Origin of the sequence: Paenibacillus sp. Soil766, from assembly GCF_001428105.1 — a bacterium.
Taxonomy (GTDB): domain Bacteria; phylum Bacillota; class Bacilli; order Paenibacillales; family NBRC-103111; genus Paenibacillus_E.
Genome location: NZ_LMSJ01000023.1, coordinates 47,033 through 60,279, shown reverse-complemented (window position 1 = coordinate 60,279; position 13,247 = coordinate 47,033). Strand labels below are relative to the sequence as shown.

Annotated in this window: 18 protein-coding genes and 1 tRNA gene; all 19 read left to right on the top strand. The window is 42.6% G+C overall.

The window, feature by feature from the left end; all coding sequences use genetic code 11:
* The first annotated feature begins 5 nt into the window (after positions 1-5).
* The 19 genes from ASG89_RS17745 (at position 6) to ASG89_RS17655 (ending at position 13,243) form a co-directional block, all read left to right on the top strand.
* Complete coding sequence (locus tag ASG89_RS17745; protein WP_057312636.1) at positions 6-911, top strand: YIEGIA family protein; 906 nt, start codon at positions 6-8, stop codon at positions 909-911.
* A gap of 7 nt (positions 912-918) precedes the next feature.
* Positions 919-1,098: a capping complex subunit for YIEGIA gene (locus ASG89_RS17740; RefSeq protein WP_057312070.1), complete on the top strand. Its 180-nt coding sequence runs from the start codon at positions 919-921 to the stop codon at positions 1,096-1,098.
* Between the two features lie 129 nt (positions 1,099-1,227).
* The gene (gene der / locus ASG89_RS17735) at positions 1,228-2,553 is read left to right on the top strand and encodes a ribosome biogenesis GTPase Der (protein ID WP_057312068.1); all 1,326 of its coding nucleotides are present in this window, start codon (positions 1,228-1,230) and stop codon (positions 2,551-2,553) included.
* Between the two features lie 13 nt (positions 2,554-2,566).
* Entirely contained in the window at positions 2,567-3,169 is a 603-nt protein-coding gene (gene plsY, locus ASG89_RS17730) for a glycerol-3-phosphate 1-O-acyltransferase PlsY (protein WP_057312066.1), read from the top strand.
* A 31-nt stretch (positions 3,170-3,200) separates the two neighbouring features.
* On the top strand, positions 3,201-4,226 hold the full coding sequence (locus ASG89_RS17725; protein ID WP_057312064.1) for an NAD(P)H-dependent glycerol-3-phosphate dehydrogenase: 1,026 nt from the start codon (positions 3,201-3,203) through the stop codon (positions 4,224-4,226).
* Positions 4,227-4,338: 112 nt separating this feature from the next.
* A complete protein-coding gene (locus ASG89_RS17720) occupies positions 4,339-4,605 on the top strand; it encodes a stage VI sporulation protein F (RefSeq protein WP_057312634.1) in 267 nt (88 codons plus the stop codon).
* A gap of 189 nt (positions 4,606-4,794) precedes the next feature.
* Entirely contained in the window at positions 4,795-4,974 is a 180-nt protein-coding gene (locus tag ASG89_RS17715) for a DUF2768 family protein (RefSeq protein ID WP_057312062.1), read from the top strand.
* Positions 4,975-4,993: 19 nt separating this feature from the next.
* On the top strand, positions 4,994-5,287 hold the full coding sequence (locus ASG89_RS17710) for a 2Fe-2S iron-sulfur cluster-binding protein (RefSeq protein ID WP_057312060.1): 294 nt from the start codon (positions 4,994-4,996) through the stop codon (positions 5,285-5,287).
* Between the two features lie 25 nt (positions 5,288-5,312).
* Positions 5,313-5,903, top strand: a complete 591-nt coding sequence (locus ASG89_RS17705; RefSeq protein ID WP_157276697.1) for a hypothetical protein — start codon at positions 5,313-5,315, stop codon at positions 5,901-5,903.
* Positions 5,904-5,905: 2 nt separating this feature from the next.
* Entirely contained in the window at positions 5,906-6,256 is a 351-nt protein-coding gene (locus ASG89_RS17700) for a 2Fe-2S iron-sulfur cluster-binding protein (protein WP_414813275.1), read from the top strand.
* 21 nt (positions 6,257-6,277) lie between these two features.
* On the top strand, positions 6,278-7,021 hold the full coding sequence (locus ASG89_RS17695; RefSeq protein ID WP_235549810.1) for a hypothetical protein: 744 nt from the start codon (positions 6,278-6,280) through the stop codon (positions 7,019-7,021).
* A 247-nt stretch (positions 7,022-7,268) separates the two neighbouring features.
* Positions 7,269-8,747, top strand: a complete 1,479-nt coding sequence (spoIVA, locus tag ASG89_RS17690) for a stage IV sporulation protein A (RefSeq protein ID WP_056614411.1) — start codon at positions 7,269-7,271, stop codon at positions 8,745-8,747.
* Between the two features lie 247 nt (positions 8,748-8,994).
* Entirely contained in the window at positions 8,995-9,267 is a 273-nt protein-coding gene (locus ASG89_RS17685) for an HU family DNA-binding protein (protein WP_056614405.1), read from the top strand.
* A gap of 161 nt (positions 9,268-9,428) precedes the next feature.
* Positions 9,429-9,502: transfer RNA gene (locus ASG89_RS17680), tRNA-Pro, on the top strand.
* Between the two features lie 106 nt (positions 9,503-9,608).
* Positions 9,609-10,529 carry a phosphatase PAP2 family protein gene (locus ASG89_RS17675; RefSeq protein WP_057312054.1) on the top strand — a complete coding sequence of 307 codons (921 nt, stop codon included), beginning with the start codon at positions 9,609-9,611 and terminating at the stop codon, positions 10,527-10,529.
* A gap of 74 nt (positions 10,530-10,603) precedes the next feature.
* Positions 10,604-10,852, top strand: coding sequence for a trp RNA-binding attenuation protein MtrB (mtrB, locus tag ASG89_RS17670; RefSeq protein ID WP_057312631.1), 249 nt, complete (start codon positions 10,604-10,606; stop codon positions 10,850-10,852).
* A 122-nt stretch (positions 10,853-10,974) separates the two neighbouring features.
* A complete protein-coding gene (locus ASG89_RS17665) occupies positions 10,975-11,508 on the top strand; it encodes a hypothetical protein (RefSeq protein ID WP_057312052.1) in 534 nt (177 codons plus the stop codon).
* A 99-nt stretch (positions 11,509-11,607) separates the two neighbouring features.
* The gene (locus ASG89_RS17660; RefSeq protein WP_057312050.1) at positions 11,608-12,474 is read left to right on the top strand and encodes a heptaprenyl diphosphate synthase component 1; all 867 of its coding nucleotides are present in this window, start codon (positions 11,608-11,610) and stop codon (positions 12,472-12,474) included.
* 13 nt (positions 12,475-12,487) lie between these two features.
* Entirely contained in the window at positions 12,488-13,243 is a 756-nt protein-coding gene (locus ASG89_RS17655) for a demethylmenaquinone methyltransferase (protein ID WP_057312048.1), read from the top strand.
* The last annotated feature ends 4 nt before the right edge of the window (positions 13,244-13,247 follow it).

Genomic DNA, 13,247 nt, shown 5'->3' with positions numbered 1-13,247 from the left:
TGAATATGACTTGGTTATCTACTCATCGGTATACCATTGGGATTGTCGTTGGTGTCATTTTTGGTATTTTGTCACGAATCAACATGCTGCGAACGGATTATCGGCAATATCCAACGTATCCACATGGGAAAATCATTCATGTCTCACTTGGGGTGATCGCTGCTGGTCTTGGAGCGGTTGCCGTTCCTGCGCTTTTGGAGAAAAATTATACGGCAGTCACGTTTCTTTCATTAGCGGCACAACAGTTTAGAGATGTGCGCAATATGGAAAGACAGAGCTTAACGAAAGTGGATGAGTTAGAACTTGTCCCTCGAGGAGCGGCATATATCGAAGGAATTGCGATGGTATTCGAGGGTCGTAATTATTTGGTCATAATGACAGCATTTTTGGCCTCCTTATTTAGTATCTTAGGTGCTTGGTACTGGGGGATAGCTGCTGGAGTCGTTTCAATTTGGCTTGCAAACTTTTTTAAATCAGGTAGCAAATTAGGGGATATCGCTGATATTGAACCCGTTGATATTCATATCGAGGGACCAGATGTCTCTGTGGGTTCTATTTATATTATGAATGTAGGGCTAAGGGATACGAGAGAAAAAATAATGAAATACGGTCAAGGATTTCTAATTAAACCGAAAAACCGTAATGCACGTGTAACGATATCTCATGTTGGCCAGAGGCAAGCCATTATGTATGATATGTCCACTTTATTCGGCGTGTATCGTGATGAGGGAGAGCCTTCTTTACGACCAATGGCTAAATTGGATCTGGACTCAGGGACAATAGGTTTACTTTTACTTTTGCAGGAAAATGACAAAGAGAAAACATGCACTGCCCTTCATCGTGTACCTGTTCTTGAAAGTGCTGTGCGCATGCCTTCTGAAGCTGGTGTAAATAAAAAGAAGGAGGGGTAAAGCCCTAATGTCACAAATTCTCGCGATCGTAACATTGTCGAAAGACCGTATTGCTGGCGGTGCTCCTATCTTTATTGTTGATGGTGAAGAAGAGATGCAGAGAACCGCATTCTCATTGGAGAAAATGTTAGACGCGAATGCACATGATTTGAAAAATGGTACGATGATTCTGGTGAAACATTCCTGACCATTCATTTTAAAAGCGCATATTTGATGGAAGTCTCAAAAGAGATTAGCCAAGGCGCCTCTTTTTTGCTATGATGTAAGTTGCGTAATTTTCCATGGCTGATCATGGAATCCGAAGGAGAGATGTAAATTGGCTAGACCCGTACTTGCAATTGTAGGCCGACCTAATGTCGGGAAATCCACCATTTTTAATCGAATCGTAGGCGATCGTATGGCGATCGTAGAAGATAAACCAGGTGTCACGCGAGATCGTTTATATGGTGTTGGTGAATGGCTTAATACATCGTTTAGTGTCATTGATACTGGTGGTATTGAAATTGACGGCGAGGATGCAATCCTTAAATCTGTTCGTGTACAAGCTGAGCTTGCCATTGAAGAAGCAGATGTCATTGTGTTCATGGTCGATGCGAAGGCGGGCGTAACTCCTTCAGACGAAGAAGTAGCGCAGCTATTATTCCGTTCCAAGAAGCCAGTTGTCTTGGCAGTAAATAAAGTGGATAATTTGGCACGTCAAGATGATATCTATGAATTCTATTCCCTTGGTTTCGGTGATCCTGTTGGAATATCGGGCTCGCACGGAATCGGGATTGGCGATCTTCTTGAGGTTGTTTGTAATTTATTCCCTGACAAATCAGAGGATGAGTATGGCGAAGAAGTTATTAAATTTGCATTAATTGGTCGCCCAAACGTAGGGAAATCGTCAATGACGAACGCGATTCTTGGTGAAGAGCGGGTTATCGTGAGCGATGTTGCAGGTACAACGCGTGACGCAATTGATACACCTTTTGAGCGTGATGGTCAGAAATTCGTTATCATTGATACCGCAGGTATGCGTAAGCGTGGCAAAGTATACGAGAACACCGAGAAATACAGCGTTATGCGGGCAATGAAAGCAATTGAGCGAGCAGATGTGGTGTTAGTAGTAATCGATGGACAAGAAGGTATTATTGACCAAGATAAGCACATTGCGGGTTATGCGCATGAAGCAGGAAAAGCGATTGTCATTGTCGTAAATAAATGGGATATCGTTGAGAAAGATGAGAAGACGATGCAACATTTCACGACGACGATTCGCGATCATTTCTTGTTCTTGAGTTATGCACCTATTGTGTTTGTATCTGCGAAAACAACACAGCGCCTTCATAAACTGTTGCCTGTCATCGTACAAGTGGCTGAGAATCATGCTCTGCGCGTGCAAACGCATCTCCTGAATGACGTTGTATCTGATGCGGTTGCTTACAATCCGCCGCCAACGGACAAAGGGAAGCGTCTGCGGATTAACTATGTAACACAAGTAGCCGTTAAACCGCCAGTGTTCGTTCTCTTCGTGAATGAGCCAGAGCTTATGCATTTCTCATACGAACGTTATTTGGATAACAAAATTCGTGCTGCCTTCGGCTTTGAAGGAACGCCAATTCGCATCTTAAGCCGTAGAAAAACTTCGGACAAAGAATAGGAGATGTTGTACATTGCTTTCGATAATAACAATTGTAGTGGGCTATTTACTCGGATCCATCAGCTTTAGTTATTTATTCGGAAAATGGTTTAAGGGAATTGATATTCGCAAGCACGGCAGTGGGAACGCGGGGGCAACGAATACGCTCCGCGTTCTGGGGAAGGGGCCAGCGATCCTCGTCCTGCTGTTAGATGCCTTGAAAGGCGTCCTAGCTGTCTTACTTGGGGTTTGGGCTGCGCCGGGACCTGATGATATCTGGATTCGTGTTTTGTGTGGTTTAGCAGCTATTGTTGGGCATAATTGGCCTGTATTCTTCGGCTTCCGTGGTGGTAAAGGTATCGCAACTACCATCGGTGTTATGGCTACACTTTGTTTTATTCCTACTTTGATTGCTGGGTTAACAGCCATCGTCATCATTGCTGTCACACGCTTCGTATCGCTCGGCTCCCTTATTCTTACAGCACTCTTACCTTTTCTAATTTGGGGGATGGACCGGCCGTTACCTGTTCTGTGGATAAGCATCTTGCTGTGCGCATTTGCCTTCTTGCGTCATCGGACGAATATTGTAAAGCTTATTCAAGGAAAAGAAAACAAGCTGGGCCAGAAAAGAGCCTAACGAAAAACAACTACGCGTAGGAGGGGAAACCGTGACACAAAAAGTATCGGTCCTTGTAGCTGGAAGTTGGGGGACGGCACTCGCCTCGGTATTGGCGGATAATGGCAAAGAAGTCCTTCTATGGTCTCGTAACGAAGAACAAGTTGTAGAAATTAATGAAAAACACACGAATAGTCGTTTTCTCAAAGAAATATCGCTGTCTCCTTCGATCATAGCGACCCATTCTTTGCAAGAAGCCGTACAAGATGTGGATGCGATCATTATGGTGGTCCCATCTTCAGGCATGCGTGAAGTAGCTTCTCGTATTCGACCTTTTCTCAAGAAAGATACACTTATTATTCATGCGACGAAGGGCTTTGAAACGGGGACACTCAAGCGTATGACAGAGGTGCTCGCGGACGAGCTCCCTGAGATGGATCCAAAGCGATTTGTAGTTCTTTCGGGACCGAGTCATGCGGAAGAAGTCATTTGCAAAATGCCGACAACTGTAGTCGTCGCTGCTGAGGATTTAGAAGCCGCGGAAGCTGCTCAGGACTTGCTCATTACACGATATTTCCGTGTATATACGAATCCGGATGTAACAGGTGTTGAGGTAGGCGGAGCGTTGAAGAATATCATTGGACTTGGTGCAGGGCTAACAGATGGTCTGGATTTCGGTGATAATGCGAAAGCAGCACTCGTTACTAGAGGGCTAGCGGAAATCACACGATTAGGTACTGCCATGGGGGCTAACCCTCTCACCTTTGCTGGGTTAGCTGGTATTGGTGATTTGATCGCAACCTGTACAAGTAAGCATAGTAGAAATTGGCGAGCGGGCAACAAATTGGCCAAAGGGATTCCATTAGACGACGTGCTTAAAGAGATGGGAATGGTTGTAGAAGGCGTGAAAACAACGAAAGCAGCCTATGACCTAGCGAAACGCTATGACGTCACCATGCCGATTACGAATGAATTACATAACGTTTTATTTGAAGGGAAATCTCCACAGCTTGCCGCTGGTGATCTTATGGGTCGTTTACGTACACACGAAATGGAAGAATTACCGTTGACAAGGTAAACAAAAGGTTGGAGATAGCCTACACCAGATCTTCTCCGCATTCATACTATACCCTATCAGGATTTCTCATTATCTTAGGGTACTGGAGGCGGCACAATTGGCGAATAAAGATATGTCGAAGGACGTATTAAGTGTGGTCAAGAAGAAGACGGGCAAATCCGTGACAGCTAAAGATATCGAAAAAATTGCAAGTGGAGTGAAACCTTCTACCATGCAGAGTGAGGTTCAATTAAGAGCTCTCATCAAACAGGTTTCTGGATTAGTGAATGTCAAGGTGTCAGAAGAAACAATTAATGATATCGTTCAAGCCGTTAAAAGCAGTAAACTGGATACCAATAATATGCAGCAGTTAATGAGCATGATGATGGGCAAGAAATAAGAAGCATAGAGGGGATCTTCCCCTTTATGCTTTTTTCTCTCCACATAAGAATTTATTCTTATTGGCGATAAAAATAACATTTAAAACGCGGTCGCTCATCCTCGAAGTACTTCGATAGGAGTTTTTCTCATTCTGTGCTATACTTACATGTGTTTCATTTTCACGATTTTTACATAAGGAGTTTATCATATGTCATCTTTAGACAAAATGTGGGCCTCATTTGTGGCCATGGGACTGATGGTTGTTGCGTCATTTCTGATCTCGTACGCACGTACAAGAACTTCTGGCGTATGGCGCGGAGTGTTATCTATCATTGCTTTTTTGATGTTTATTCCAATCTTACTTTTTATGTTATCTTCTTTGTTTTAAGCAACGGGGGGAAATCAACATGTTAGAGCTGAAAACACGCAAAACACAGATAAAAGTAACGCCCGAAACGGGATTAACCATTCTGGACCATGCCTTGAAGGCAGGAGTAGATTGGGGATTTTCCTGTACGCGAGGAACCTGCGCGAGATGTCGCTGCTACGTAGCTGAAGGTCGTGAACTGCTTGCAGAGGCATCAGAACCGGAAGAAGATCGTCTAGAACCGGATGAGCTTGCACAAGGCTTCCGTCTAGCCTGTCAATGCGTAGTTAAGCAAGAAGGAACGATTTCTGTTACGCACAAGCCATATTTTTAAAAATTACTGCCTGAAAGGTGTGGGCATGATGAGACTGCTGGAGCCATTACTCCCGTCGATTTCGACTATTCATACTCGGTTACAGCAAGCCCATAGTGTACAATGGCTGATTGGCGGAAGCTGTGGCTTACTTATGCATAACGTCGATATAGGAAGGACTCCCAGAGATTTGGATATTTACATAGATCTGAAGGATGTTCACACAGTACATAAGTTGCTACAGCCTTACGCGATTGATAAACCAGAATATAGTGAAACACCTATCTATGCTTCGATGCTTAGTCACTATCACATTGATGGACATGTTGTTGAGGTGGTTGGTGATTTTAAAGTAAAGGCACTGGGATCCTTGTATCAAGTTGAAGTTAATTACTTGTTTGAGAACTATTATTACCCTGCCTCTAATGCAGCGTGGGACGTTCCGGTAATGCCGTTAGCGCATGAGTTTCTCTTTAATATGCTCAGGAATCGGCCTGATCGCTATGTACCGATTCTCAGAACGATGCAAGAACATCCAGACAAACATATGCAGGCTTTGAATGATTTGATGAACCGCAATCAGTGGGGGCATGAATTTCATGTCATGTTGAACGAATTGCTAGATTGGAAACGGTGACGATGATGAGTGTGTTTGATGTTCATTTTTGGCCAGATAATAAAAAAATTAAAGTAAGAGCAGGCACAACCTTGTTGGATGCTGGTAATAAAGCCAAAGTTCATATACGAACACGTTGCGGAGCAAAGGCTGCTTGTTTAATGTGTAAAGTAAAGGTCAATGACCAAAGCGGTTTAGCACCTCTAAATACGAATGAACGATTGAAGCTTGGCTCCCTGGTAGATGAGGGAGTTCGTCTTGCATGCCAAGCGAGAGTAACAGGTGATGTGGAAGTAAACATTCCAGAGGATCCCTTAAAAGCTGCAATTCGAGCCCAGCTCGCTAGACAAGCGGAAGATGACGACTTCATTTAGTCAAGATAGGATGGTTGAATTGTGAAAGTACAACGAAAACGAACCCAAGGTAGAAGCTTGCTTCTGGCACTTATCTTGGTTATTTTGCTTACAGGCTGTGCATATCCACAAGAGTTACGGAAAGAGAATTTAATTAATCCTGCTGAGTTTATTACCGTTGTTCAACAGGCTATAGATACTTATCATGAGAAAACAGGTGTACTTCCAATTAAAAATAGTGAGATGTCGACACCACTCTATGAGAAGTATGTGATCGATTTTCCGAAATTGAAAAAAACGAATCTGCTGAGTGCGGTGCCTGCGAATGCATTTGAAAGCGGCGGGGTGTTCATCTATGTACTCGTAGATGCCGAAACGAAACCTGTGGTGAAGTTAATGGACCTATCCGCCTATCAAAGTGTGGAAGATGTTCAGAAGAAAGTGAATGATTACATAGCGAAGCACAGCGGCAACATGCCACAGAGTATTTCGTTGAATGATGCATTTGCTTACGTTGATTTCAAGTTGATAGGGATGAAAGAACCTGAAATCAAATCTGTTTATAATCGAAAAAATGGCATTACTTACATTCTAAACAAGCAAACGGGAGAAGTAGCCATTGATTATGCGATGGATATCAACACGTTCATTCAGAATAATGCGTTAAGTGGTTCCATTAAGCCTGATCAAGATTTGAGACAGATTCTCGTAGATAAATCTTACTTCGTACCGATTCGGAGCGTTCCTTATGCTTGGAAAGATAATCAACCTATGCCACATAATTAAATTTGAACGAACCTCTTACCATGTGTAAGAGGTTTTTTTGTCTTTATAGAATAAGCGCAACCGACTGATCATATATTCTTTCGAAAGCCGTATGTGCTTCATAAAATATGAGCGAAAAAAGTTGAAACGCATCTATCATATTTCTATCGAAAGTACATATATATTTACTAGTCCAAATGAATGTACGAGTAGTCAATTGTTACCGTCATTAGCGTCAGTTGACGACCAAACTGTAGGAGGGATTCTCTTGGAGAAAGTGGATATCTTTAAGGACATTGCAGAACGAACGGGAGGGGACATTTACCTGGGGGTTGTCGGAGCAGTCCGGACAGGGAAATCAACCTTTATCAAACGTTTTGTGGAATCTGTAGTGCTGCCGAACATTCAAAGCGAAGCGGATAGGATCCGGGCTACCGATGAACTCCCGCAGAGCGCTGCTGGCCGCACGATTATGACAACGGAGCCGAAATTCGTACCGAATACGGCGGTTCAAATTTCTGTGGCCGAAGGGTTGAACGTAAACGTTCGCCTAGTTGATTGTGTTGGATATGCAGTCGATGGCGCCAAAGGCTATGAAGACGAGAACGGACCTCGGATGATTAATACACCATGGTTCGATGAGCCGATTCCTTTCCAAGAAGCGGCGGAGATTGGAACACGCAAAGTCATACAAGAGCACTCTACACTGGGTGTTGTGGTTACGACAGATGGCACGATTTCGGATATACCGCGGTCTTCCTATGTATTGGCAGAGGAAAGAGTTATTAATGAACTCAAAGAGGTCGGGAAGCCGTTCATTGTGATCATTAACTCCCAGAAGCCAAACAGTGAGCCTGCACTTGAGCTGCGCAGCGAGCTGCAAAGCCGCTACGACGTTCCAGTTGTAACAATGAGCGTTGCTAGCGCTGGAGAAGAAGAAATGGTCTCCGTGCTTCGTGAAGTCCTGTATGAGTTCCCAGTTCATGAAGTGAATGTGAACTTACCTAGCTGGGTTATGGTTCTAGATGAGAATCATTGGCTGCGGACACAGTTCGAAGCATCGGTACGCGATACTGTACAGGATATCAGACGCTTACGTGATGTTGATCGAGTGGTCAGTCAATTTGCTGAATATGAGTTTATCGACAAAGCTGCTCTAGCAGGGCTGAATATGGGGCAAGGTGTAGCGGAAATTGACCTCTTTGCACCAGATGAACTTTATGATCGCATTCTCGTCGAGGTTGTTGGTGTTGAAATTCGCGGTAAGGATCATCTTCTCCAGCTTATGCAAGATTTCACACATGCGAAGAGGGAATATGATCAATTCGCTGAGGCTCTTGAAATGGTCAAAACAACCGGGTATGGGATTGCACCACCTACACTCGCTGAAATGGCATTAGATGAGCCAGAATTAATCCGCCAAGGTTCCAGGTTCGGCGTACGCCTACGAGCTACTGCGCCTTCAATTCATATGATTCGAGTAGATGTAGAATCCGAATTCTCACCGATCATCGGTACGGAGAAGCAAAGTGAAGAGCTTGTACGCTATCTGATGCAGGATTTTGAGGATAATCCGCTCAAGATTTGGGAGTCTGATATCTTCGGAAGATCATTGCATTCGATTGTTCGAGAAGGCATACAAGGCAAGCTTGCCCAAATGCCTGACAATGCGAGATACAAACTACAAGAAACACTTGGACGTATTATCAACGAAGGCTCTGGTGGCTTGATTGCTATTATTTTGTAGATAAATGTGGACAAAAAACACTCGAAAGAGTGTTTTTTGTCGTTTTCTAGCGGAAAGACCCACATAAATTGGAAATAGATACTTGAAATTGCACCCTGAGTGTATTACTATGAATTTATTCGTCTGCTTTCAAAGTTCATTTTGCTTAGAAAATCAACGATTTTTCAGAAGTTTATGTATAATTTCTTGGAAAACGGTGAAAACAGGAAGTAACGGTAGTGAGAAATTTTGGGGGGAGGTGAATGGCATGAATAAATCTGAATTGATTAACAAAGTTGCGGAAACATCTGAGCTTTCCAAGAAAGACGCAACGAAAGCAGTAGATGCTGTTTTTGATGCAATTTCTGAAGCATTGCAAGGTGGAGATAAAGTGCAATTGGTTGGATTTGGTAACTTCGAAGTTCGTGAACGTTCTGCTCGTAAAGGACGCAATCCACAGACTGGTGGAGAAATTGATATCCCAGCTAGCAAAATCCCAGCTTTCAAACCTGGTAAAGCACTTAAAGATGGCATTCAATAATTTGTATTTATACATAGGATTGAACGTTACATAATGATAAAGCCGTGGCCGCTATTAGCGGGTAACGGCTTTATTTGTTTTGCCTGAAAATGGCTTTACAATTTGAAATTCTCCTACTATACTAACAAAAGTGAATGCGTTATTATTGGCTGTAAACGTAACGGGGTATGGCGCAGCCTGGTAGCGCGCACCCTTGGGGTGGGTGAGGTCGCACGTTCGAATCGTGTTACTCCGATTATGACAGAGACATCGGTGTTCGATGTCTTTTTCTATTCCCATGAAACGAAGGCGAGTTCAGGTTCATGTGTTTGAATCTCTTGGATTACATAGGGGGTACAGGGTTGAGTAAGTTGAACGGGCTCATAAAGTCACTGGATTGGACAATGTTCGGGATGATTGCTTCTGTTTTCTTGATTTGGCAGATTGGTACGGTTGGTAACTGGAGCACAGAATGCTGGATATTATTGTGTTTCTGTTTATTAGGGGTACGGAAGGATCAGATTGATGTAGATTGGAAACGCTTTTTTCTGATAGGCATTCCACTATTAGGTATTTTTTATTTTTTTTATGGGACAGGCAATGGATTTTGGTGGAAAATTGCGAACCTGATGTTTGAAAATAATCGTCATCCCTGGCGCTGGGATAGTTATATGAACGCGATCCCGTTGAATTCAGGGGGATGGGCAAGATGGATTTCAACACCTTTTTTGGATAGAGCAATGGTGTGGGTTTACAACTATGGCTTTGTGCTTTCGCTTTGGATTTGTATAGTCCGCAGCTTCTGGACACGTAGTATCCAAAAAATGTTGTCTTACGCGCTTTCTGGGCATATGCTGCAATTTCCACTTATCTTACCTTTTTATAATTTGATTCTGCTTCACGAAGTATGGTATGTAAATAAACAGCCTGATTTACTACATCGTGTGTTTGCGGATGAAAACTCCTTATTAGTAGCGGTGATGAATTGTTTTCCTAGTATGCATACGTCCATTTCGTTTGCAATGCTGTTACTTGCACTAAGGGAGAAGGATCGAATTTTTAAATACATGATGGTCATGTATTGCTCGGCGATTATTTTTTCGACCATGTATTTGCAGATTCATTGGGTGATCGATGTAATCGCAGGCATGTTGTTCGCCTATGGAACCGTTAAATTGACGGATCTCCTTATTCGCTTAGGATCAACTCATGCTTTGCCGGCGAAGTTCAAGCAATTTTATCGGAAACGCGCAACAGCAGCGTCTACGGAATTAACTATGTAGGACATGTTGACTTTCAGTCGCATTTTTTGGCATCATTAGATAAGATGAAGGTTAGGGAAGGACGGGGGATGGATATGGAACAATCGAATAAATTAAATCAGTCAAACTCGAACGGTAATGAGTATTTCGTAATTAAAGCGAAAGATAATGGTGTTCATGTGATTGGATTAACACGTGGACAAGACACACGTTTTCATCATACAGAGAAGCTAGATAAAGGCGAAGTTATGATTGCTCAGTTCACTGAGCATACATCCGCGGTTAAAGTAAGAGGTAAGGCTTTGATAATGACCAAGTTTGGCACGATCGATACAGAAGAATAAGATATTATTGAGAAAAGCAGGCATAGCCTGCTTTTTTTCTATGTACAATGGTGTATAGGACTTGTTTATTTGGATAACCTGTCGGTTATTTGGCTCCTGCATATGCATAGGGGGTGTTGATTGTGAAATGGTCAATGCGTATTGTGATCACACTAGGAATTTCGGTTGTTGTTGCGATTAGCTTATCCATGTTACCAAAGATGGATCTGTCATCAGGCTTAGGATCTGACTACACATGGTCCAATAATCGGGGGGGACAGCTTACCGAAAATAATTTAGCCGATCTATTAGTTCAGATTCCACTGCAGTTGCGAATACGCAAAGTGGAACTGAGTACGTCGCGATTGTCACTTGATTTAAGTTTACCCAAAAATGCGGAGACGATTGCGGTATATCGTGATCTGTATACAATTGCACAGACGATGCTGGTGAAAACCAAAAATGTCGATCAGGTGTGGGTACGCATTATTGACTACTCCGGCGTGACCGATACAACCTCAACTCAGCTTGTCTTGGCGATGGTTGCACAACGTGAATTTGGCAAGGATATGGAGAAGAAGCCTTCAGAGCTTAGTTTAATTCAATTGGAGCAAGAGCTTCAGAATCGATTTCGCATCACCTATACATCCAAATGGCAACAAAAGTATCCCCTATAATTTATTGTGCTTCTATTAACGTGTTATGCTATAATAATTTGGATTAAGACATCGAGTTTCATAAAATGATATTTGGCATACGGTTACGGAGGCTTTTGCATGAATTCTTATCGGATCCCTGAGATCGCTAAGCAGTACACGGAGTATGATATGATCCAAATTCACACAGACTTGCCCGATTTTCCTGAGTTGCGCACACGTCTGTTGTTTGCATTCTTGAATGAAAATAACAAACTAAGCTCATTAAGTGAATTATTTACTTTAGCAACAGCACTTGTACAGCTAGGACTCGATACTCATGATCTTGTGAATGCGTCCAATGAAGTTAAGGAGAAGAAGGCATCAAGGTCCAGACAGCTACAAGTGCTTGCGGGAGACTACTTCAGTGCCAGATTTTATCATCTCCTAGCTAAAACGGGGCAGATCGATATGATTAAGCAGCTTTCAAATGCGATATGTGAAGTCAATCGGCTAAAGATGAGCAGCTATACGAAAATGAAACAGCTGAAACTGTCGGCAGAAGATTACATTCACCTTACGGTGGAAATTAAATCTCAGCTTTTTTTGTCTTTTTCAGAAGTCATGTTCGGGGCTAACAAACAAGCCTGGCCTGATATTCTTAGAGGCTTTGTAAGATGTGAACTGTTGTTCACAGAAATTTTCCGGATAGAAACGATTTCTAAGTTCAGGGGCAGTTGGGGTTATTGGCATATTAACCAGAAAGGCACACGAGATGAGCGTAAACTATTACAAGGTGAAGAGGTAGATACGACGAAGGTTCGTACACTTCAACATAAATACAATATAACCTCACAATTGTATCAATTGCTGAACATTCAAACGAAGCAATTGCACGACTTTGTTAAGAAGCTTGAATCGGATGTGCTACAAAGTGAACTCTTTCACATGGGAGAGCCCTTTCTACGATGGGCTGGGGAGCATCCTAAAGTGTTAGAAGAAATTTAAGGGGACCTGGGGAATGAGTGTAAGCAATACGAAAAGTGAAAATAAAAAAGCGAAAAGTAAAGAAGAATTTGTACATGGTGTTTTTGAAAGCATTGCACCTAAATATGATTTGATGAATAATATCATTAGTTTTAATCGTCATAAAGCATGGCGTAAATTTGCAATGAAGAAGATGAATGTACAACCTGGGGCTACGGCAATAGATTTATGTTGTGGAACGTGTGATTGGACCATTAGTCTTGCTCAAGCGAGTAGAACAGGGAAAATGGTTGGATTGGATTTCAGCCAAAATATGCTGGATATTGGTGCAGAGAAAATAAAACAACTGCACTTAGAACAGCAGGTCGAGCTTATACAAGGAAATGCGATGAGTCTTCCGTTTGACGACAATACGTTTGACTATGCTACAATCGGGTTTGCCTTGCGTAATGTTCCCGATCTTGAACAGGTCATTCGAGAAATGCAACGTGTCGTTAAGCCCGGAGGGCTAGTTGTGTCTTTAGAGCTATCCAAACCAACATGGCAGCCATTTAAGTCCATATACTATGTTTATTTCCGACATATCATGCCATTCCTCGGTAAATTGATTGTCAAGAAATATGAGCAATATAAGTGGTTACCGGAATCTTTAATTTCATTTCCAGATCATAAGCAACTCGCGGCCATCTTCTCGAAGAATGGTTTAGATCACGTACAAGCGCATCCTCTCTTTGGGGGTGTAGCGGCTCTACATGTAGGAACTAAAGGTAATACGAAATCAGGAGTGTAATTCG

Bases quoted from the DNA above. Each gene is read 5' to 3' on its own strand.
- ASG89_RS17705 (WP_157276697.1), top strand. From the start codon at position 5,313: ATGATGAGACTGCTGGAGCCATTACTCCCGTCGATTTCGACTATTCAT.
- ASG89_RS17700 (WP_414813275.1), top strand. From the start codon at position 5,906: ATGATGAGTGTGTTTGATGTTCATTTTTGGCCAGATAATAAAAAAATT.
- ASG89_RS17715 (WP_057312062.1), top strand. From the start codon at position 4,795: ATGTCATCTTTAGACAAAATGTGGGCCTCATTTGTGGCCATGGGACTG.
- ASG89_RS17655 (WP_057312048.1), top strand. From the start codon at position 12,488: ATGAGTGTAAGCAATACGAAAAGTGAAAATAAAAAAGCGAAAAGTAAA.
- ASG89_RS17745 (WP_057312636.1), top strand. From the start codon at position 6: ATGACTTGGTTATCTACTCATCGGTATACCATTGGGATTGTCGTTGGT.
- ASG89_RS17660 (WP_057312050.1), top strand. From the start codon at position 11,608: ATGAATTCTTATCGGATCCCTGAGATCGCTAAGCAGTACACGGAGTAT.
- ASG89_RS17740 (WP_057312070.1), top strand. From the start codon at position 919: ATGTCACAAATTCTCGCGATCGTAACATTGTCGAAAGACCGTATTGCT.
- ASG89_RS17685 (WP_056614405.1), top strand. From the start codon at position 8,995: ATGAATAAATCTGAATTGATTAACAAAGTTGCGGAAACATCTGAGCTT.
- ASG89_RS17710 (WP_057312060.1), top strand. From the start codon at position 4,994: ATGTTAGAGCTGAAAACACGCAAAACACAGATAAAAGTAACGCCCGAA.
- ASG89_RS17720 (WP_057312634.1), top strand. From the start codon at position 4,339: ATGTCGAAGGACGTATTAAGTGTGGTCAAGAAGAAGACGGGCAAATCC.
- mtrB (WP_057312631.1), top strand. From the start codon at position 10,604: ATGGAACAATCGAATAAATTAAATCAGTCAAACTCGAACGGTAATGAG.